The sequence below is a fragment of the Paenibacillus sp. FSL R5-0636 genome, assembly GCF_037974255.1.
GTDB lineage: Bacteria > Bacillota > Bacilli > Paenibacillales > Paenibacillaceae > Paenibacillus_AQ > Paenibacillus_AQ odorifer.
In genome coordinates this window covers 5,545,326-5,566,052 of record NZ_CP150232.1, presented here as the reverse complement: position 1 = coordinate 5,566,052, position 20,727 = coordinate 5,545,326, and the positions used below count along the sequence as shown (strand labels likewise).

Annotated in this window: 18 protein-coding genes; 13 read left to right on the top strand and 5 right to left on the bottom strand. The window is 44.8% G+C overall.

The genetic code is table 11. The features are described from left to right. Positions 1-59: 59 nt before the first annotated feature. Complete coding sequence (locus MKX34_RS25405) at positions 60-1,349, bottom strand: sensor histidine kinase (RefSeq protein WP_076297348.1); 1,290 nt, start codon at positions 1,347-1,349, stop codon at positions 60-62. Further along, positions 1,342-2,079 carry a LytTR family DNA-binding domain-containing protein gene (locus MKX34_RS25400; RefSeq protein WP_076297349.1) on the bottom strand — a complete coding sequence of 246 codons (738 nt, stop codon included), beginning with the start codon at positions 2,077-2,079 and terminating at the stop codon, positions 1,342-1,344. The genes MKX34_RS25405 and MKX34_RS25400 overlap by 8 nt, the downstream gene beginning before the upstream one ends. A 156-nt stretch (positions 2,080-2,235) precedes the next feature. On the opposite strand from MKX34_RS25400, the gene MKX34_RS25395 reads away from it, so the two are divergent. Further along, positions 2,236-3,177 carry an ABC transporter ATP-binding protein gene (locus MKX34_RS25395; RefSeq protein ID WP_170914311.1) on the top strand — a complete coding sequence of 314 codons (942 nt, stop codon included), beginning with the start codon at positions 2,236-2,238 and terminating at the stop codon, positions 3,175-3,177. Further along, a complete protein-coding gene (locus tag MKX34_RS25390; RefSeq protein WP_076297350.1) occupies positions 3,174-3,956 on the top strand; it encodes a hypothetical protein in 783 nt (260 codons plus the stop codon). The genes MKX34_RS25395 and MKX34_RS25390 overlap by 4 nt, the downstream gene beginning before the upstream one ends. Before the next feature lie 210 nt (positions 3,957-4,166). Here the strand turns inward: MKX34_RS25390 and MKX34_RS25385 are convergent, their stop codons facing one another. Together MKX34_RS25385 and fabV are read right to left on the bottom strand one after the other, a co-directional pair. Further along, positions 4,167-5,087, bottom strand: a complete 921-nt coding sequence (locus MKX34_RS25385; RefSeq protein WP_038573011.1) for an aldo/keto reductase — start codon at positions 5,085-5,087, stop codon at positions 4,167-4,169. Between the two features lie 162 nt (positions 5,088-5,249). Then, the gene (gene fabV, locus MKX34_RS25380; RefSeq protein WP_036687496.1) at positions 5,250-6,440 is read right to left on the bottom strand and encodes an enoyl-ACP reductase FabV; all 1,191 of its coding nucleotides are present in this window, start codon (positions 6,438-6,440) and stop codon (positions 5,250-5,252) included. A 173-nt stretch (positions 6,441-6,613) separates the two neighbouring features. Here fabV and MKX34_RS25375 point away from each other — a divergent pair, with 173 nt between their 5' ends. Further along, positions 6,614-6,931, top strand: coding sequence for a transposase (locus tag MKX34_RS25375; protein WP_036683594.1), 318 nt, complete (start codon positions 6,614-6,616; stop codon positions 6,929-6,931). Beyond that, positions 6,880-7,806, top strand: coding sequence for an IS3 family transposase (locus MKX34_RS25370; protein WP_143766613.1), 927 nt, complete (start codon positions 6,880-6,882; stop codon positions 7,804-7,806). Before MKX34_RS25375 ends, MKX34_RS25370 begins: the two co-directional genes overlap by 52 nt. 448 nt (positions 7,807-8,254) lie before the next feature. On the opposite strand, the gene MKX34_RS25365 is transcribed toward MKX34_RS25370, so the two are convergent. Then, the gene (locus MKX34_RS25365) at positions 8,255-9,190 is read right to left on the bottom strand and encodes an aldo/keto reductase (RefSeq protein ID WP_076297548.1); all 936 of its coding nucleotides are present in this window, start codon (positions 9,188-9,190) and stop codon (positions 8,255-8,257) included. 183 nt (positions 9,191-9,373) lie between these two features. Here MKX34_RS25365 and MKX34_RS25360 point away from each other — a divergent pair, with 183 nt between their 5' ends. From MKX34_RS25360 to queA, 9 genes are all read left to right on the top strand, one after another. Continuing rightward, a complete protein-coding gene (locus MKX34_RS25360; protein ID WP_076297547.1) occupies positions 9,374-10,348 on the top strand; it encodes an ornithine cyclodeaminase family protein in 975 nt (324 codons plus the stop codon). Between the two features lie 14 nt (positions 10,349-10,362). After that, positions 10,363-11,523, top strand: a complete 1,161-nt coding sequence (locus tag MKX34_RS25355) for a membrane dipeptidase (protein WP_076297546.1) — start codon at positions 10,363-10,365, stop codon at positions 11,521-11,523. Between the two features lie 11 nt (positions 11,524-11,534). After that, positions 11,535-13,661: a CocE/NonD family hydrolase gene (locus MKX34_RS25350; RefSeq protein ID WP_081384052.1), complete on the top strand. Its 2,127-nt coding sequence runs from the start codon at positions 11,535-11,537 to the stop codon at positions 13,659-13,661. Positions 13,662-14,409: 748 nt separating this feature from the next. Then, a complete protein-coding gene (locus tag MKX34_RS25345) occupies positions 14,410-15,135 on the top strand; it encodes a BofC C-terminal domain-containing protein (protein ID WP_076297545.1) in 726 nt (241 codons plus the stop codon). A 244-nt stretch (positions 15,136-15,379) separates the two neighbouring features. Beyond that, positions 15,380-15,883: a crossover junction endodeoxyribonuclease RuvC gene (gene ruvC / locus MKX34_RS25340; RefSeq protein ID WP_036677679.1), complete on the top strand. Its 504-nt coding sequence runs from the start codon at positions 15,380-15,382 to the stop codon at positions 15,881-15,883. Beyond that, positions 15,880-16,497, top strand: coding sequence for a Holliday junction branch migration protein RuvA (gene ruvA, locus MKX34_RS25335; protein ID WP_036677675.1), 618 nt, complete (start codon positions 15,880-15,882; stop codon positions 16,495-16,497). The genes ruvC and ruvA overlap by 4 nt, the downstream gene beginning before the upstream one ends. Before the next feature lie 36 nt (positions 16,498-16,533). Next, positions 16,534-17,541: a Holliday junction branch migration DNA helicase RuvB gene (ruvB, locus tag MKX34_RS25330; protein ID WP_036677672.1), complete on the top strand. Its 1,008-nt coding sequence runs from the start codon at positions 16,534-16,536 to the stop codon at positions 17,539-17,541. 32 nt (positions 17,542-17,573) lie between these two features. Further along, complete coding sequence (locus MKX34_RS25325) at positions 17,574-19,673, top strand: SpoIID/LytB domain-containing protein (protein ID WP_076105442.1); 2,100 nt, start codon at positions 17,574-17,576, stop codon at positions 19,671-19,673. Between the two features lie 9 nt (positions 19,674-19,682). Continuing rightward, complete coding sequence (queA, locus tag MKX34_RS25320; protein ID WP_038573001.1) at positions 19,683-20,711, top strand: tRNA preQ1(34) S-adenosylmethionine ribosyltransferase-isomerase QueA; 1,029 nt, start codon at positions 19,683-19,685, stop codon at positions 20,709-20,711. The last annotated feature ends 16 nt before the right edge of the window (positions 20,712-20,727 follow it).

Here is a 20,727-nt window from a genome sequence, read left to right as displayed (position 1 = left end):
TCCAACTGTGGAGGTTCGATTCATCTCACTGTTAACTAAAAAAGAACAACCTATTGTACTTACGATAGGCTGTTCCTTTTTTTACAGGCGACCATAAAAAGAACAATTTCGACTTGAAATAGATTATTGTTATATGAAATATCTACTAAGCCATTACTATCCTCTACGACCTTCTGGATACTTTTTAAGCCTATACCATGACCGGATTTATTAGTTTTTGTGGAGCAGATGTCGCCAAAACGATTCGTATGAATTTCATTCACATAAGGATTCTGAATCTGGATGAACAAGCTTTCATTAAGATAATGCATATGTATGGTTATATAGCACTCTTCATTTCTTTTATCGCAACAAGCTTCAATGGCATTGTCCAGTGCATTTCCTAAAATCACACTGATAACTGTGGTGTCGAGCGTCAGCTGTGCAGGGATGTTCAAGTCTAACTTGAAGGGGATTTGATGCTTCTCAGCGGCCTGTTGCTTGTAGTTGATAATGGAATCAATAATCGTATTCCCGCTATTACTAACGCCTATTGGATTGTCTATTTGCCCCAGTAAGTTGTCCAACTCATTCAGATTGGCAGCTTCACCGGATTGTACCTTTGCGCGTAAACCTATGAGAATATTTTTAATATCATGCTGGAACTTAAAAGATTCTTCCTGTATTTCTTTTGTCAAAAGATATTGATTTACATAGTAAGAATTTTGTTGCTCAAGTAAGTAACTTTGGTTCTGCGCAGATTGGATAACTAACATACGGTCGCATAAGATAAATATCAATAAATTTATAATGAGTAGTCCTGTGGACAGGATTGGAACAAGGGTAGGGAAGGACTGCATATAAAGGCTGGATGCGAAGCTGTAGATCCCTAGTGTGCTTATAGAAGGGCAAATAAATAATAGAACCCAATACCATTTAGATAACCCGCCATTTCCAAAGGCTTTAGCTACGCGCACGGACACAAAAGCTAATATAAACATCAGCAGCTTGGAAAGAAACTGGTTCAGAATATATCCCTTTGTCGAGTAAAATAGGGGCAGTGATAACTCACTAAGCGTAATAAGCGCAACCAGAAAAAGAGCGGCAACGATCCGCCATTTGATATTTCCATTGTAAAAAAAAGATAAGAGAGCAATCAGGCCAATATTGAGTGTGAGTAGGATTGAGCCTGGCAGTGAGCTATAGTGCAGAAAGACAATACAGAGGAAATATAGGGAGTACACGATAACAAGATTGGCTTTGGTGGTAAGTCGGCTAACGAAACAATGGCTGTAGAAGTAATGAATAATGATAGGTAAAAGTGGAAGCGTTACTAGATAAAATAACTCCTCCAGAAAGATATTATCCAACAAGACTCCCCCTGAATTTCAGATATTTTTTCTTAAAATCGGCACTGTATTTTGCACTAATGGGTAAGGCTTCGCCATTTAGGAGAATTACTCCCTGGTTACTGATTTCTTTAATAAAGTAAAAGTTAACGATGTAGGATTGATGGATTCGGACAAAATCGCTCACAGGAAGCTTCTGCTCTTCCTCGTTTAGTGTACTGTAGTAGTCATGTTGATCGTTGCAGGAATAAAGAATAATTCTCCGCCGGTTGCTTTCCAGATAGATGATATTTCGATAGGGGATTAGAATTTCTTTTCCTTTTTGTTGTAGTGATAAGAAGTTTTTTTTGCCCTGCTGCAGCTTGCGAATTACTTTTTCAATCGTAGAAATCAGTTTTTGCTTAAATATCTCTGAATCGATAGGTTTCTTGATAAATCCCGAAGGCTGAACATCGAAGAGTTGCAGATGATATTCATCATGACTAGAGACATAGATAAGCTGCACTAGATCATTTTCATCATTTCCCCGCAGTACATACCCAGCTTTTATTCCATCCATATCCGCCATTTCAATGTCCATAAAAATAATATCAAACGCGCAGGCCTCTTGAATGGCCTTAGTGAAGCTTTCTCCGGAATAAAAGATTGACACCTCTATTTTCCTTGTGAAATTCCTTTGAGTCTCCAGAATAAGTCTCTCTATTAATTCAGTAGTGGGAAAGTCATCATCACAGACAGCAATACGTATCACTTTATCATTCCTTTCGACAAGAATTGTCCAAAATATCCGGGAATTTGTCGACCATATAAGTCACATTATACAAATCCTTCTTAATAATTACATTAACTAACTTGATTGTTACAGTTTGAATGTAGTGTCCATGGCAACATGATAGGATGTGGAAAAGTGAAAAGAGGAGTGTTTGATTTGACGCAAACGATCTTTGAGGCCAGAGGTTTAAGCAAACAATACGGAGAGTCTTTTGCGCTTCAGGATGTCTATATGACGATTGGGGTAGGAGATATTTATGGGTTTGTTGGCGAAAATGGGGCAGGTAAAACTACATTAATGAAAATTATAGGCGGATTGGTACATCCGACACATGGTGAAATCTCTCTTTTTGAAAAAAAGGACAAAAAAGCTGTTCACGAGGCGAGGCGAAAGGTTGGATTTCTAATTGAAAGGCCAGCGCTTTATCCTAATCTAAATGCCAAGCAAAATCTTACGTTTTATTGCCGTGCGTTTGGGATTAAGGATAAGAGCAGAATTGCGGAAGTATTGCAGGCAGTTTCTCTGGCAGATGCCGGTTCTAAGCTAACCTCAGAATACTCCCTTGGGATGAAACAACGTTTAGGTCTGGCTATTGCTCTACTTAACGATCCCAAATTTCTGGTATTGGACGAGCCTATTAATGGTCTTGATCCGTCAGGCATTGTAGAAGTGCGAAAGATCCTGGAGAAGCTTTCCAAAGAACAAGGAGTGACTATACTGATCTCCAGTCATATTTTAAGTGAGTTGCAGCTACTAGCGACCCAATACGGTTTTATTCATAAAGGAAGGTTAATCAAAGAAGCTTCTGCGGAGGAACTCTTACATACGGCGGAAACAAAGATCTGTATTCGAACGGCTGATCCCGCAGCGACACTTCAGATTTTAAAAAGTGAACTCCAACTAGAAACCATTACGATCACCGAAGCTGGAGAAATTCAAATTCCTAAAGAGAGTACAAATCTGGAAGAGCTGATGTCTCTTTTTCTGACGCAGGGCATCCATATTGAAGGGATTAACCTGTCGGCTCCAAATCTTGAGAACTATTATATGGATCTAATTGCTGGAGGTAACGAATGAGGAATTTTCTTAAGGCTGAAGCTTATTATGTAACCAAAGATCCTATGTTCAAGGGGATAAGTCTTCTTTTGCTGTTTGGAAGTGCCTTATTACTGGTTTGGATGGGGGTACAAGTAGGATTTGATATAGATGGTCCTTTAGAGCCTTTAATCACTAGCATTCAGTTATCTTTTTTTCTGTATTTCATCATTCCGATTTACGTTTGTTTTTTTGCTACCGAGGGATTTGAGTATGGGTCGGTCCAAACCATTATCGCTTCGGGTCAGCGCAGGTCATTATATTTGCTGGGAAAATATCTAACCGAATTAAAAGTTGTAGTATGGTGGGTAATTCAATTCTTTGGTATTTTTTATGTATTGTATATGCTGGCAGCGTTTGTTACGGGTTCCCATATCGGAAATGAAAGCTTAGAGGGGAAGTTTATCGTTGCTATGGGGGCTATTGGATTCAATATTTTGTATCTCGCAGCTTATTCCGCTGTCGTACTGTTGTTAGGAGTATTGATGAAAAAATCGGCTACCGCTGTAATTGCCACTTTTGTTTTTGTATTTGGCGATTTTCTGCTCAGTGGTTATCTTAAAGACTCTTCGTATGTATATCTGCGAGTGATTTCTGAAAATACGCTAACGACGCAAATTTTTAAATTCTCTGCTGTAAATTCACATGAAATATATACCCTAAACGAGAGTGTTCGTATGATCCTAATCCCTGTTGTAATCATAGGAGTTTGCTTGAGCGTTGCTTTAATTTCTTTTGAAAAGAGAGATGTGCATCTATAGAGAGGAAGGATGGATTATGAAAAAGCATAACAAAAGAATCACTATGATCTTAAGTATTTCGGTAGTAGTTATTATTTTTTGTGTTCTTTTTGTGAGTATACGAATATCTTGACGCTGTCTATCTAGTTTAGCTAGAACGTGAGGATTGAATCGCTCTCTGGCAAAAAAGCCACGGCGTACGTTAATAACGTACCTCGTGGCTTTAAGTGTTTATGGAAGGACATTGCCGGCAGCACGGTAGATTTCATACCATTCTTGCCGAGTGAGAGTTATATCGGAAGCTTTGGCAATATCACGCAAGCGCTGTGTATTAGTTGTGCCAACGACAGGCTGCATATTTGCCGGATGTCTGAGAATCCATGCGATGGCAATAGCTGTATTGGTTACGTCTTTTTCAGCTGCTAAGCGGTTAATGACCTCGTTCAATTCAGGGAACTTATCGTTATCTAAGAATACGCCTTCAAAGAAGCCATATTGGAAAGGCGACCAAGGCTGAATGGTCATGTCATGCAGGCGACTGTACTCCAAAATCCCGCCATCATGGACAACTGAACCGGAGTTAGTCATATTCACATTGAAACCTGTATCAATCATGCCAGTGACCATAATGCTCAATTGCAGCTGGTTGAACAGCAGCGGTTGCTTTACATTTTTCTTCAGCAGCTCGATTTGCAACGGGTTCTGGTTGCTGACACCAAAGTGTTTGACCATACCTTTGCTTTCCAGAATATCAAAAGCCTCAGCGACTTCTTCTGGCTCGAACAGCGTATCAGGCCGGTGAAGCAGTAGGACGTCGATATAGTCTGTTTTCAAGCGCTTAAGGCTGCCTTCAACGGATTGCAGGATATGTTCCTTGGAGAAATCAAAAAAACCGTTGCGGATTCCGCATTTGGTTTGGATCATCATTTTATCACGCATACCCGGATTGTTCTCCAGTACACCTGCGAATACTTCTTCGGCTTTGCCAGCTGCGTAGATGTCAGCGTGGTCAAAAAAGTCTATTCCGAGCTCTAGGGCACTATGTACATGTGTATCTGCTTCTTTTGCAGATAGATCAGCAATCCGCATACAGCCAAGCGAAATTTGTGACACCTCAAGTGCGCCGTTTGCTACACTAATTTTTTTAACCAAAAGTGACTCACTCCTTTGAATGTTAGTAGAACATGCAGTATTCAATCAAACCATATCATAAAGAGGGGAGGTAAGCCAATGTCTGTCTAAAAGAGAAAGAGGTTATCTCATCAGTAGAATTCACTACTTCAGAGACAACCTCATTTGTCTATAGGTCAGTTATTAATACATATTTGGAATGTCGACATTAGGATCAATGTCAGCTTCGTAATCTACACCCTCTGTTCTAAAACCAAACAGGTTAAAGAAATCTTGGCGGTAGCCTTCAAGATCAGCAAGCTCACCTGCATTGTCGGTTGTCAGCTCGTCCCAACGTTTCATAACCTCAGTCTGAACATCCTCACGCATTTCCCAGTCATCAATTCGGATCAAGCAGCCCCCGTCAGCAGTAGCTTCGCCCCCACTGTAAAGATGCTCAGAGAATAAACGGTACATTTGTTCAATACAGTTCTCGTGCAGCCCTTTTTCCTTCATAACTTCATACAATGCAGAGATATAAAGCGGGACTACAGGAATTGCGGAGCTGGATTGGGTTACCAGAGCTTTGTTCACGGAAACAAAAGCACGTCCACCTTGAGTGGACAGGCGATCATTCAATTGGATCGCTGTTTGTTCCAGATCATGTTTGGCTTGACCAATCGTTCCGTCGCGATAGATAGGGTGAGTGATTTCAGGCCCGATGTAGGAGTAAGCAACGGTTGTAGCTCCATCGGCAAGCACGCCAGCTGCTTGAAGCTGATCGATCCACATTCTCCAGTCTTCGCCGCCCATAACTGCGATGGTCTGACGTACTTCCTCTTCTGAGGCAGGCTCAATAGTGGTCATGGAAACTTCACCTGTGTGGAAGTTCAAGGTTTTGTTCGAATAAGCGGTTCCCACCGGTTTAATGACGGAAGAGAAGGTTTCTCCTGTTACCGGATGAGTGCGGCGTGGTGAAGCGACACTATAGACAACTAAATCAACTGTGCCATATTCAGCTTTAATCAATTCAATGGTCTTCTCTTTGATAGCATCGGAGAAGGCATCGCCAACTATGCTGTGAGATTTAAGTCCAAGCTGCGCTGCTTGTTGTTCAAAAGCTGCGGAGTTGTACCAGCCAGCAGAAGCTGTACGTTGACCTTCAGCAGCTTTATCAAAGAAAACACCAATAGTGTTGGCTCCAGCACCGAAAGCGGCTGAAATTCTGGAAGCTAGTCCGTATCCGGTAGAAGCACCAATGACTAGTACATTAGCGGGTCCCTCAATTTTCTTTTGTGCTTTTACATATTCAATTTGTTGTTGTATTTGTTTGGCGCATCCCTCTGGATGGGCTGTTGTACATATAAATCCGCGAGTTTTAGGTTGAATAATCATCAAGGAATTCCCCTTTTTATAATAATTAAAGTCCAATGTTACTTCAGAGAAAGTATAGCAAACAATATTTACTAATACAAAGAATTTAGGATATTGGAGAAGAATGAAGCTAGAATAAAAAGTGGACAGTAGTTAACAGACTGGCGATAATGAGTCCACGGAGGTGTGTTCACATGGGAGAACATCGACAACGGTACAACGAAGAATTTAAAAAACAGACAGTGCAGTTCATTCAAGAGCAAACAAAGACAGTGGGCGACTTGGCGGAAGAGCTCAACATCCCAAAAAGTACCCTGCATCAATGGATGAGCCAGTATCGAGAACTAAAGAATGAACCGGCAGCTAGCGTGGATCGAGTACGGGAACTCGAGGCACAGTTGAAAGAAATGAGCCGTCAACTTCAAGAAAAAGATAACAAGATTGCTGATGTGGAAGAGGAATTAGCGATCGTAAAAAAAGCAGTGCACATCTTCAGCAAACCAAGGAACTGAGATTCCAGTTTATTGAAAAACATCGCTCCGAGTTTCTCTTGGAGAAGATGTGCATGACCCTACATGTGTCACGGAGCGGGTACTACAAGTGGCGGACAGAAAAAAACAGTACGCATATGCTTCGTAAGGCTGCGATAATGAAGCGAATTCAGTATCATTTTGCAGACCATCAAAAGCGGTATGGGAGTCCGAAGATCACTCGCCTGTTGCATCAAGAAGGTTATACCGTTACCGAACGCACGGTGAGTGTGTACATGCGACATATGAAGCTTCGCTCCATTGTCTCCAAAACGTATCGCGTACAGACCACCGACTCCAATCATGACCATCCGATTGCCCCGAATACGCTGAACCAGCAATTTAAAATACTCAAACCCAATTCAGTATGGGTTACCGACATTACGTACATTCCTTGCCGGGGAGGGCGCTTGTACCTGGCTAGTGTGATGGACCTTTGCACGCGTGAAATCGTGGGGTGGCGCTTGGAGGACCATATGGAAACTAGCTTAATTTCGGGCGCCTTACAAGATGCTTACGAAGCTAAACAACCGGAAAAGGGTCTATTACATCACTCCGATAGAGGTTCTCAATATACTTCTCATGAATATACGAAGCAGTTGAAAGCGTATGGCATGGAGTCCAGCATGAGCCGCAGAGGTAACTGTTATGATAACGCCTGTATCGAGTCGTGGCACAGCATTTTGAAAAAGGAGCTCATTTATTGTAATCCACGATTCAAAACTAAGGAGCAAGCCTACCAGACACTTTTTCAATATATTGAGTTTTATTATAACCGCAAGCGAATGCATGGCGCGCTGGGGTATCTTTCTCCAGTTCGTTTTGCTGAGCAATTGACTAGAATGTCTGTTGCGTGACTGTCCACTTTCTTGACAGAGGTCCAGAATGACTGCTCTCCACTACGATCGACTGCCATCCGCTGCCGCTTACGGACCCAGATGACGTTATATGCAAATTTATCGCCTTTTCAGCAGGGTTTCGGACCCCAGAGACGTTATTGCTTAGAAAAAGGTTCATATTAGGTGTATTTTGTGCCAATAGAGGATATGAGGTCCGTTGGAATTCCAAATGTGCAATAATACTGCGTTACGGGTCAACTGTGTCCGATAGGGCATTGTGCGGGGAGCTGTGATAGGTCGATCGAACGAACGTACGAAGGAAATAAAACGAACGAATGACGAATCTTACGAATCATGGCAATCGAACTATCTAACCTGAATCATCGGATGAACCAAAGCACAAAAGGGGCTGCCCCAGCAGCCATTTCGTGGCCATGGGACAACCCCTTAATCTAATGAGGCTAGATTACACCTTAAATATAGAATCTATAGTTTTGATCTCTTCTGGGGTCAGCTGCACCTTCAGCGTCTCTAAGTTGGAAACGATCTGCTCAGGACGTTTGGCGCCCGGAATAAGCACATCGATGGAAGGTACGGTCAAATACCAGGCAAGTACGACATGTGCGACTTCGACACCTTTAGCATTGGCAATCTGGCGGACCTTGTCCACCTTCTCCAGATTCTTGGCAAAGGTCTCCCCTTGAAATAGCGGGTCATTTTTTCTAATGTCGCTGAATGTATCGCCTTGCTTATATTTGCCGCCCAGCAGGCCCGACGCAAGTGGGAAATAGGGCACGAAAGAAATGCCATGCTCCTGCGTATAAGGCAGCAAATCTTGTTCCGCATCACGATGCAGCAGATTGTAGTGGGATTGAAGAACATCCACATGACCGTCTTTGTTGGCTTCTTTCAGCTGATCAATGGAGAAGTTAGACACCCCGATGGCTCTAATCTTTCCTTCATCCTTCAGCTTCTTAAGTTCACCTACAGCTTCGTCCTTAGGTGTGTTTTCATCAGGGAAATGAATATAGTAAAGATCAATATAATCGGTCTGGAGGCGTTTCAAGCTGTCTTCCACAGACTGTCTTAGAAAAGCTGGAGAGTTGTCGAGTGTAATCTTGTCACCGGTAATCACGTGAGCGCCTTTAGTAGCAATGACCACATTGTCGCGGACGCCTCTTTCCTTCAGCACTTCGCCAATCAGTTCCTCGGATCTTCCTGGTCCATAAATAAAGGCGGAATCAATAAAATTAATCCCATGATCCAGAGCGCTGCGCACGATATTTCTGCCGGTTTCATCATTTAAACCCGGAAATAAATTATGCCCGCCAACAGCATTGGCACCCAGACCCAGTGGGAGAACCTGCAGATTGGTTTTTCCTAAAGTTATTATATTAGCCATAATCAATAGTCAGCTCCTTAAAATATAATACGTACTATATTAAGTATAGAGAATAACTGAGGTCAGGACAAATTTTCGCCTTCCAGCTTTATACATGAATATTTAAACCGGATAAGTTATGATAGTAAGAAAATTTTATATTCGCGTTCGTGCAATCATGATGAGGAGAAGGAGGTCCGTCTTATGCTAGTCATTAATCAAAATGAAGTGGCTGAACTATTAGCTATGGAATCTTGCATCTCTGTTATGGAGTCTGTTTTGAAGGATCTGTCTGCTGGACAAGCCGTGCAAAGCTTGAGACAAGTGCTTCCTTTACAAAAGAGCAATCTGCTCGGCTTAATGCCGGGATATTTGCAGCATGAAGAGGTAGCTGGTGCCAAAATCATCAGTGTATTTCCCAGCAATCACGGTTCAGGCCTGCCTTCTCATCAAGGTCTTGTTACTCTATTCGATTCATCTACGGGTGTTCTGAAAGCTATAGTGGATGGACAAAAGATTACAGCCATTCGTACGGCGGCAGTCAGTGCAGCAGCAACCCGATATCTGGCCAGAGAGGATGCCGAAATCCTTGCTCTTCTTGGAACTGGGGAACAAGCAAAAAGTCATCTGGAAGCGATGTTGCGGGTTCGACCCATCCGTGAGGTAAAAGTATGGGGCAGAACACTCGCAAAGGCGCAGGATTTCCAAACGGAGATGAGCCAAAAATATAATGTACAGATCATTGTTGCTGAGACAGTTCAAGCGGCAGTCAGCGCAGCGGATATCATTTGTACCGTGACAGCATCCACCGAACCTGTGCTCAAGGGAGAATGGCTGAAACCGGGTGTACATATCAATGCAGTCGGCGCATGTAGACCCAATGACCGTGAGCTGGATTCGGAGACCGTCCAATTAGCTAAGTTATATGTGGATCGGCTGGAATCCGCTCAGAATGAATCTGGGGATTATTTAATTCCTCTGAACGAAGGCAAAATCACAGCAGATCATATTGTCGGGGAGATTGGTGAGCTGATCAGCGGCACTATCGAGGGTAGAAGGTCCGCGGCTGAAATTACTCTTTTTAAAGGATTAGGGCTGGCCATAGAGGATTTAGCAGCAGCTAATTTTATATATAATGAAGCTGTTAGATTACATAAAGGCACTGAAATTGCATTCTAAGGAGCGACTACACGATGAGCACTTATGAAGGTCTGTATGATTTCAAGTTGACGGAGCAAGAGGAGGAGCGGGCTAAACGCTTGCATGAGCAGAACATTATTATCGATTTGCTGTTTCAAGGCCCCTTATCTCCAAGCGCGATTCCAGACTCTATCTCTGACAGAATCAAAGAATTATGTGAGCCTTATAAAGATGAGCCAATGGTATACAGCAGTATGCCTGCAAAAATCATCACAAAGCTATCTGCGAGCGGAGAGATTCCCGAGTATAAGGAAGAGTGGTACAAGTCCGGAATTACAGCAGGGAACCGCGAACTTCATTTAGAATCCTTAGACAGCATCATTACAAGCATGGCAGAGGTGCAACTGCAGTTCGATTCCGCAGATTGGTTAATCAAAGCCTTAACTGCCGAAGACATACGTGCTGCCAAGCGTAATGGTCATAAAGCGGGCATTATCACAGCACAAGAAACGGATGGTCTGGGTACGAATCTCGATCAAGTAGATGTACTTTATAACTTCGGTTTAAGAATTCTACAATTGACCTACAACAATCAGAACCAGATTGGGGCGGGCTGCGCAGAACAATCGAACGCCGGTGTCACTAATTTTGGAAAAAGATTCATTACGCGCTTGAACAAGCTGGGGATCATTGTAGATACGGGGCATTGCGGGAAACAGACTACGTTAGATGCCTGCGCTTATTCCACAACTCCGGTGATTGCTTCACATACGGGTGTAGAGGCGATCTATCCGCATATGCGCTGTAAAAGTGATGAGGAGATTATCGCGATAGCCAAGACGGGTGGAGTCATTGGTATTTTTGCTATGCCTTGGTTTGTTCATGAAGACCCTAAACATACAACTATTGACCATGTGCTGGATCATATCGAATATGTAATCCGGCTTGTAGGTGTGGATCATGTCGGAATTGGAACGGATTGGCCGATGAGCGATGTGCTCTGGTCATTGGTTTATTTTAAAGAACATGTCGCACCCAAGCTTGGATTCGCCAAAGGAGACGGACCTTCTACAGAAACCGTTGCTGGACTTGAGAAATATAGTTATTTTATTAACTTTACTAGAGGTTTGGTTGCCCGCGGTTATGCGGATGCAGATATTGCTAAGATCATGGGCGGCAACTGGCTGCGCGTATTTGAAGAAATTTGCGGATAGGGGATAAACAGATGACAACCTACTTACACACAACTACATTTAACGTCTACTTTTCTGGTGTTTATACAGGCAAAATTCATTTTACAGAGCAACAGATCATGCTCGCTAAGGTCGATCCGCGCAGAAGAACGCAAATGCAAGACAATGTGCTGGATGGACAGTTCAAAACTGTGCTTCCACTTCAAAAAATCCACAAACATTTAGACGCTTATGCTAAAGCGGAGTGGGTAGATTATGAGGTTGTGCTGAGTAATGGCGATATCTATCAAAAGCATATCCAGTATCAGGCGCAGATTGAAGGCCGCGAACTGACCTCACAAGTATGGGCGCTGCGCAAAGAGACGGCTCTGGACATTGTGACTTTGGATGGGGAGATTATCGCTTTTCTTACACCGAATCGGTATGGTATTGAGCTTATGGTTAAAGCGGGTTATGAGAAGCTGACTCCGTTAGTGGTCTACGATGATCCTCTTCTATCTAAGGCAGAATATGGTGTAAACGATCTGGGCACTGATCTGATTCCGATGCGTGATGGAGTGAGGCTGGCGACAGATGTTTTTTTACCAGAGGGCATTAAGCCGGGAACCAAGCTGCCAACAATTCTCGTAAGAACATGTTATGACCGCAACGGAAAAAAAGAGATTTTTATGAGATGGGCCAATAAAGGTTATGCAGTAGTATCGCAGGATGTTAGGGGGCGGGCGGATTCGGAAGGAGAACTGATTCCTTTTTATAATGAACGGGATGACGGCTATGATACGATTGATTGGATTATTGCTCAGGAATGGTCGGATGGCAACGTCGGCATGTGGGGCGCATCCTATCTAGGTTTTGTTGTTGTGGCGGCGGCCACCAGTGGGCACCCGAATCTGAAGGCGGTTGTGGATGAAGTGAATGTAGGCTCTCCATTTGTTGATACCGTTCGCAAAGGGGGAACTCTTTGTTCTTGGCCGTTGCTCTCTTGGACTCTTGCTCAATCTGTGGGTACTCGGACGGATTTTGATATCTTTGGAGGCATTACGGTGAATCCGGAAGCAGCCGTTGATGCAAGACCGATTAAAGAGATCCCTCAGCAAATGATTGGCAAAACATCAGGTCCATGGGATCTGTGGAGCCAGCATCCCGAGTATGATGATTTCTGGAAAAACTGTACTTTTACCGAGCGCGGAGATCAGGTGCAGGTGCCTATGTATGTCATCTCAGGCTGGTATGACGGCGACAGCGCCGGCGTATCGGAGACTTGGAGAATGCTGACAGAACATGATGTGCCTAATCGCAAAATCCGTCTGGGCGCTTGGGAGCACGGGCCGAACAGAGCCAGAGACTATGAAGGTGTGAGCTTCGGCAATGATGCCGTAGTCTATGATTACGATGTTTCTGTGCTGCGCTGGTTCGACCGCTTCCTCAAAGGCATTCCAAATGGAATAGATCAGGAGCCTAGAGCCTCTTATTATGTTGTTGGTGAAAATCAGTGGAGAACGTCCGCGGATTGGACACCTGCCGAAGCCACAGTTTCTTCCTTCTACCTTTCCAGCGGTGGGCGAGCGAATTCAGGACATGGGGATGGGCAACTGCTCGCAGCGCCTGAGGAACATTCTCCTGAAGATACTTATGTCTATAATCCTCATGATCCTATGAATGATAGCGGTGAACGAGAGCCTGAAAATTTGCGGAAATACGAGCTGCGCAATGATATCCTTGTCTACACTAGTGATATTCTGACGGAAGAGCTGACTGTGGCCGGAGAACTGTCTGCTGTTATCTACGCTGCCAGCACTGGCAAGGATACGGATTGGGTAGTTACGCTTAGTGATGTGAATGGACAAGGGGACTCCATTCGGTTATCGAATTATATTGTCAGAGCTAAATACCGTCATGGATTGGAAGCACCTGAGCTGCTGATTCCTGGGCAGGTGGAGAAATATGATATTTTCATGCCGAATATAGCCCATAGATTTGCTGTTGGACACCGAATTCGGTTCTCGGTTACTTCGTCCAGCAAATTCGTTGCTTTCCCTAATACAAATACAGGTAATAATCCATATGAAGATTCAGAAGCGATTACTGTGCTGCAGACCGTTTACCATAATCGTGAGTATCCGAGCCATGTGAAGCTGCCGGTGGTTCCTAACGCTTAAATATGACTTTAATACGAAGAAGATGCTGAACAAAGGTAAAAGAAATTACCACTTGAAGCTGAGGCAGCATTTGATGACCAATGATGCTTCAAGTGGCTTACCGAGTGAGCACCGAGTGAGGCCTAGGTAAAATAATAAGTGAAGAACGAACTTAAGCTTTAAATGAAGCAAAAGTAAAACACTTATAGAGCGATTAGGGAATTTCTCCCTGAAATTCTTAGGATTCTGGTCGTCAGACATATAATGGGGGAAAAACTCCCTAATATATGTCTGATTCCCGGGAATTAAGGAAAACAGCTTATTTATTAGGGAGTAATTCCCTGATTTCGTTCATTTAGAGCGAATATATGCTATTTTCAGGGAGTTTTTCCCTAATTAGTTTTAGATCCACTCCGCACAACGCGCAAACGTAGAACGCATCCCCCCATCACGCAAACGCAGAACGCCTACATCGCTACCATCCCAAACGCCCAATTCAATGGCATAGCACACTAAGAACTAAATAGTCTATTGGCAAAGCAAAAGTTTTGGTGGAAAAAATGGTCGATCGTCATGAAATAGGTATCACCTAAGGCCGGTATGTGAAACCTCTCCCCAGAATCGCCCTTCCAGACTTACACCATAAACCTTGAACCATACTGCAAGGTCAACCTTGTATTTTTGGAGAAATGTCGATTATTCACAGAAAAGCGCATAAATACTCCCTTCTTAGGTCACAATAGGGAAAAACCAGAATGAAGGGATTAACGTGAACGCGTTTCGCTTAAAAAAACAACTTTGGCGGCGATGGAGACGTTGGAAAAAGGCGCTTTGGGTAGGAGCTGCTTGTATAGCTTTTACTGTACTGGCTTGGCGCAGTATGCAGGTACCTGAGGAAATCAGTGGACTGCTGACGAATTCTAGCTGGGCGGATAGTGCCGATAGTGAGTTAGCCGCAGCTGTCTTTAAAGTAGGCGAGGACAGTGATGGTGCAAAAGAGAAGGGCACTTTAAATAACGAACAACTGCTGCAAACCATCTCCCAAAGTGGGCTCAGCAGAACCGTTCATTTAAAAACAACCTATGTGTCCGGAGAAGAGATTCAGACGTTGCCGGGCGTAAAGAACCCGCTTCAGCTGAAGACTATAATCAATGAACACCCTGAATGGAGCGGTTGGATTAGTTCAGAAGGGGATTTGTGGCTGGAACAAAAAGTGAATGATTTATCGACAATGATAAAAAATGAAGCTTATATTGGTGTAGATGCGTTTGGGAATTTGACCTTGTTTAAAGGTCCGCCAGTTCAGGAAAAGGTACTGAAGACTTTTTTTCAAATGGATATGGGTTCCCTGAAATCCTCATTGCCGGAAAATATTTGGAAAGAGCTTCACGAGGGGATTCGTGTTCAGGATATTGAAGAGTACAACAGTGTGCTGTCTACCTTCAGTGATTATGCCCGCGAAGCTGCTGAGCATGTCATGCAGAACAAGCAATAGATTTGATAAGCTGTCCAAAAGTCATTATTAATGGCTGAGGGCAGCTTTTTTGTGTGAAATGAAACGGGGAAGAGTCTAAGCTGTAGGCCTAAAGTTGCCATTTCGCTGCAAACGGTAAACTTTTTTTCTCCCGCAAGGGGGATTTTTGCTATAATGGTTAGAAGGAATACATATGTTCGCTTCATGGCGGAGGAATGGATGAAAACGGTGGAATAATCTGCCTGTTATAGAGGAGAGATCATGTTTGCGTATTTTGGGAATTGATCCGGGGCTGGCGATCGTCGGCTTTGGCTTTGTAGATAAGGAAGGACATAAACTGACCCCCGTCCAATATGGTTGTATTCAGACTGAGGCTCATACGCCTGAAGAAGAACGACTGCTGCATGTCTATGAAGGCATGGGTCAGCTCATTGATAAATATAAACCCGATGCTGTGGCGATAGAAAAGCTGTTTTTCGCTCGCAACGTTACTACAGCATTGCCAGTGGCGCAGGCCCGCGGTGTGACTATATTAGCTGCAGTACAGCGGGGTCTCCCCGTCTCGGAATATACACCTATGATGGTAAAGCAGGCTGTTGTGGGTTATGGTAAGGCTGAGAAACGGCAGGTCCAGGAAATGGTGAAGCTGTTGCTGAAGCTATCGGCGATTCCGAAACCCGATGATGTGGCGGATGCGCTGGCGGTAGCGGTATGCCATGCCCATTCGAGCAGTCTTAATTCTAAATTAAATGAGGTATTGCGAAAATGATAGATTTCTTAAGAGGACCCGTTGTTCATTTGGAGTCGGAATATGTGGTGCTGGATGTGCAGGGAGTAGGATACCGGGTGTTCTGCCCGAATCCTTATGCTTTTGCCAAAGTAGAAGGACCTGTAACGATCTATATTCATTACCAAACACGTGAGGACGCTACGCTATTATTTGGGTTCCCGACTCGTGAGGAACAAAAATTGTTCCGCAAGCTGATAGAGGTATCAGGCATCGGTCCTAGGGTTGCGCTTGGAATCCTGACAGGTGGAACACCGGATCAGTTAATTTCAGCGATTTATCAAGAGAATATAACGTTCTTAACGAAATTGCCGGGCATTGGCAAAAAGACAGCACAGCGTATGATCCTTGATTTGAAGGACAAGCTGGACGGACTCAGTATGGCTTCAATGCAAACGGGATTGTTTGCAGTGCCAACGGAAGAGGCAACGGACGGATTGGCCTGGCAAGAGGCGCGGGATGCGCTTAAGGGGCTGGGTTATACCGAAAGCGAATTGGACCGCGTGTGGCTCGCTTTGAAGAAAGAGGGAGCAGAAACAGGAACTGTAGATGTGCTGATGAAGAAAGCACTAGGGCTGCTATATATAGCTAAGTAAAGCCGTACACATCCTAAAGAAAGGGAGCGATAGGAAATGGATGACCGGATTATATCCGCGAATTTGATGATGGACGAGCAGGCGGTAGAACTAAGCTTGCGCCCTCGTTATCTGGGAGAATATATCGGCCAGACTCAGGTGAAAGAAAACCTGAAAGTATATATAGAAGCGGCCAAAATGAGAAGCGAAGCGCTGGATCATGTGCTGCTGTACGGACCTCCGGGTCTCGGCAAAACAACGCTCGCTAATATTATCGCCAATGAGCTGGGTGTGAACCTGCGAACAACTTCCGGCCCTGCGATAGAGCGTCCAGGCGACCTTGCCGCTCTGCTGACGAATCTGCAGGAAGGAGACGTGCTTTTCATCGATGAGATTCACCGTTTGCACCGCACGGTCGAGGAGGTTATGTATCCTGCGATGGAGGATTTCGCGCTGGATATCATGATCGGCAAAGGACCAAGTGCCCGTTCGGTACGATTGGATTTGCCGCCGTTCACACTGATAGGTGCCACAACCCGGGCAGGACTATTGTCTGCGCCATTGCGTGATCGTTTCGGAGTGGTCAGTCGCCTGGAATTCTATAACATAGATGAGCTGAGTTACATTGTATCTCGAAATGCGGATCTTCTAGGCATTGAGATTGTTGGCGATGCAGCAGAAGAGATTGCACTTCGTTCGCGGGGAACGCCGCGGATTGCCAACCGCTTATTGAAGCGGGTCCGTGATTTTGCTCAAGTGCGCGGAGATGGAATTATAACTCCTGAAATTTCTGGGGAAGCATTGAAGATGCTTCAGGTGGACCCGCGTGGGCTGGACAGTATTGACCACAAGATGTTAAGTGCTATGATTTCAAGCTTTCGCGGCGGTCCTGTAGGACTGGATACGATTGCAGCTACGATTGGTGAGGAAAGTCAGACGATTGAGGACGTATATGAGCCGTACCTGCTGCAGATAGGTTTCTTGCAGCGGAGTCCGCGTGGAAGAATTGTAACCCCGGCCGCTTATCATCATTTAGGGCTTCCGCTCCCTCCGGAGCAGCACTAGTTCGTCACTACAATTATAAAGGAGGATGCTGGATGAAGCATACGAAGAGGAAATGGAGAGGGGTCGCCCCGCTAAGCAAAGGATTGCTTGCGGCTGCGCTTGCTGTAGGAAGTTTCCTGATCCCTGCGGGTGCCAGTCATGCCGATTCTAATAGCACGATACGAGTTGCTCTTTATGCTGATATTGGAAGTAAATATAAATCCACTGTGCCAGCAGTAACACTGCAATCAACGCAAAGCTTTACTTTGCTGTCGGATCAAGCAGGAAGTGCTCCTTTGGTATCTGTCCCAGGACAGAAGCAAATTCGTATAAGTCTGGACGGATATAGAGTTAAGGTGATGGAGGCTTCAAGCTGGCAGACAGCAGCGGATGCAGCTAAAAAGCTCCAATCCACCTCCGATAAACCGCAGATTTTTGCAATCTCCAGAAATGGAGCGACTGTGTATCAGTTGTACACGGGCGTCTATGCTAGTGAAGCAGCTGCCAAGGATGGGCTTACCCGTGTAGTCAAAGCAGGGCTGAGCATTCCTGCTGACCAAACCCCAGCGGTGAAAGGCAATAAACATTTATCAGCTGGCCGCTATTCTTCGGAGCAGGAAGCAGATGTGGCGCTTAATAGCCTCACTGCAGCTGGTTTAGATGCTTGGAAGGTGTTTCTGGCAGGAAACGACGGCAGTGCACAAGTAGAGGTATGGGTAGGCGAAGCTGCCAACGATAGTGATTTAACAGCTGTTCAGGCCGCTGTGTCTACGGCGGCACCACAATTTACGGTTTCTGTGGCCACCTCGCCCGGATTAATACTGCGTAAGGATGCCGGGCTGGATTTTAGCAGTGAAACTCAAGCCGATCATTATCTGGTTTCTGGAAGCAATGCTAAATTTCTTGCGGCAGGCAGCGAGGCTGGGATTCAGTTAGTGGAAAGATCCAAGCGTACATATCGCGGAAATTTGGAACTGAGCAATTTGAGCGGATCGCTGGCTGTAATTAATGTAGTGCCGCTGGAGCAATACTTGTATGCCGTAGTGGGAGGAGAGGTTTCCTCCAGCTGGCCGGAAGAAGCGCTAAAAGCTCAGGCTGTCGCCGCCCGCAGCTATGCGCTGTCGCAAGGCAACCGTTTTGATGTAGCGAATGTAGTAGATACTACTCTTAGTCAGGTATATAACGGAATCGGGTCTGAAGCTCCCTCCATTATCAAAGCTGTAGATACTACTGCTGGTGAAGTGCTGATGAGCGGTGGTAAAGTTGTTGAGGCTGTATTTTCTTCCAATAGTGGTGGTGTGACAGCTGACCCTTCAGAGGTTTGGGCGAATGGTGGCGATGTATTTGCTAGCGTTCCAAGCGTTGAAGATGTTTCGGCGGCGGCTGCTAAGAAGTGGTATTATGTTCTGCTTGCGAATGGTACCTCTGGTTATGCACGTGAAGATAATATTAAATTAACCGGCAGCAAAACCGCTGCCGGACTTGATATAGTTACCGCTACAACCAAAGATGTGAATATACGTCCTCTGCCAGTTATTGAGAGCAGTGTTAGTGCAGTCGGAAAGCTGAATCCGGGTGAGAACGCTGTGGCTCTGGATAAAGTATATGAGTCTGGCAGCTATAGCTGGATCAAAGGGCCGTATACCTCTGCTGAACTTCTAAAAAGCTTGCAGGGCAAAACAACAAGCACGCTCCCTTCCAGTATCTCTAACCTGCAGGTCACCCAGCGCGGTCCTTCTGGAAGAGCGATTCAGGTGAAAGCTAATGGTCAGGCTCTAAATGTGAAATATCCTGATATGTTCCGCTCCGCGTTTAATGGATTACCTAGTACTTTGTTTGATATTGTGGCACCCGGAAGTTATACTGTATTAGGCGCTGACGGCGCTACCGCCACAATTAGCAGCTCGCAGAGTGCTGGTGTGCTTTCCGCATCGGGGAAGGTTAATGTGAATGGCAGTGGAACTGTAGTGATGGGTGGAGATTCTGCGGCCAGAGTGATCACTAACAGCTCGGGCTTTCTGTTCATTGGGCAAGGCAACGGCCATGGTCTAGGCATGTCGCAGTGGGGCGTGAAAGGCATGGCGGACAGCGGGTATGATTACAAGCAAATATTGCAACACTATTATAAGAACGTTACTATAGTTAAGGAATGAAGACAGACCATGAATGTAGATGCTTATGATTTTCATTTGCCGGAAGAATTGATTGCCCAGACACCTCTCGCTGATCGCAGTGCTTCTAGACTGCTTCTAGTGAATAAGGAGGATGGAGAGCTGGCTCACCGGCATTTTACCGATATTATTGATTATTTTAATCCCGGAGACACGCTTGTTCTAAATGATACGAGAGTCATTCCAGCGAGATTGTTTGGAGTTAAAGAAGATACTGGTGCTAAGGCGGAAGTGCTCCTCCTGAAGAATCTTGGGGATGATCGCTGGGAAGCACTTGTAAAGCCAGGGAAAAAGCTCAAGACAGGCGCGGTGATCATCTTTAGCGATGAGCTTCGTGCCGTTATCGAGGACGAAGCTGATATGGGCGGCCGTACGCTTCGTTTCATATATCAGGGTATTTTTCAGGAGATTCTGGACAGGCTGGGAACGATGCCGTTGCCACCTTATATTAAGGAAACACTGGATGATCGTGAACGATATCAGACTGTGTATGCTCGGCATGAGGGATCGGCCGCTGCGCCTACCGCAGGGCTTCATTTTACCCAAGAATTGCTGGAACAGATTGAGGCTAAGGGTGTAAATATCGCTTATATCACCCTTCATGTAGGTCTCGGTACTTTTCGTCCGATGTCTGTAGAGAAGGTTGAAGAGCATGTTATGCATTCTGAGTACTTCGTAATGTCTCAAGAGACGGCAGATACCATAAATGCTACAAAGGCACGAGGCGGCCGTATTATTGCAGTTGGCACAACGTCTTGTCGGACACTTGAAACGGTCGGAAGACAATGTGAGGGTGGGCCGCTTGTGGAATGCAGTGGCTGGACGGATATTTTTATCTATCCAGGGTATAAGTTCAGTGTAGTAAATGCGCTAATTACCAATTTCCACCTGCCAAAGTCTACTTTGGTTATGTTGGTTAGCGCTTTGGCAGGTCGGGAACATATTCTAGCTGCTTATGAAGAAGCGATAGAGCAGAAGTACCGATTCTTTAGCTTTGGAGATGCAATGTTTATTTATTAAGGTAAGAGGATGGGTT

Bases quoted from the DNA above. Each gene is read 5' to 3' on its own strand.
- MKX34_RS25390 (WP_076297350.1), top strand. From the start codon at position 3,174: ATGAGGAATTTTCTTAAGGCTGAAGCTTATTATGTAACCAAAGATCCT.
- fabV (WP_036687496.1), bottom strand. From the start codon at position 6,440: ATGATTATTCAACCTAAAACTCGCGGATTTATATGTACAACAGCCCAT.
- MKX34_RS25375 (WP_036683594.1), top strand. From the start codon at position 6,614: ATGGGAGAACATCGACAACGGTACAACGAAGAATTTAAAAAACAGACA.
- MKX34_RS25365 (WP_076297548.1), bottom strand. From the start codon at position 9,190: ATGGCTAATATAATAACTTTAGGAAAAACCAATCTGCAGGTTCTCCCA.
- MKX34_RS25360 (WP_076297547.1), top strand. From the start codon at position 9,374: ATGCTAGTCATTAATCAAAATGAAGTGGCTGAACTATTAGCTATGGAA.
- MKX34_RS25355 (WP_076297546.1), top strand. From the start codon at position 10,363: ATGAGCACTTATGAAGGTCTGTATGATTTCAAGTTGACGGAGCAAGAG.
- MKX34_RS25350 (WP_081384052.1), top strand. From the start codon at position 11,535: ATGACAACCTACTTACACACAACTACATTTAACGTCTACTTTTCTGGT.
- ruvA (WP_036677675.1), top strand. From the start codon at position 15,880: ATGATAGATTTCTTAAGAGGACCCGTTGTTCATTTGGAGTCGGAATAT.
- ruvB (WP_036677672.1), top strand. From the start codon at position 16,534: ATGGATGACCGGATTATATCCGCGAATTTGATGATGGACGAGCAGGCG.
- MKX34_RS25325 (WP_076105442.1), top strand. From the start codon at position 17,574: ATGAAGCATACGAAGAGGAAATGGAGAGGGGTCGCCCCGCTAAGCAAA.
- queA (WP_038573001.1), top strand. From the start codon at position 19,683: ATGAATGTAGATGCTTATGATTTTCATTTGCCGGAAGAATTGATTGCC.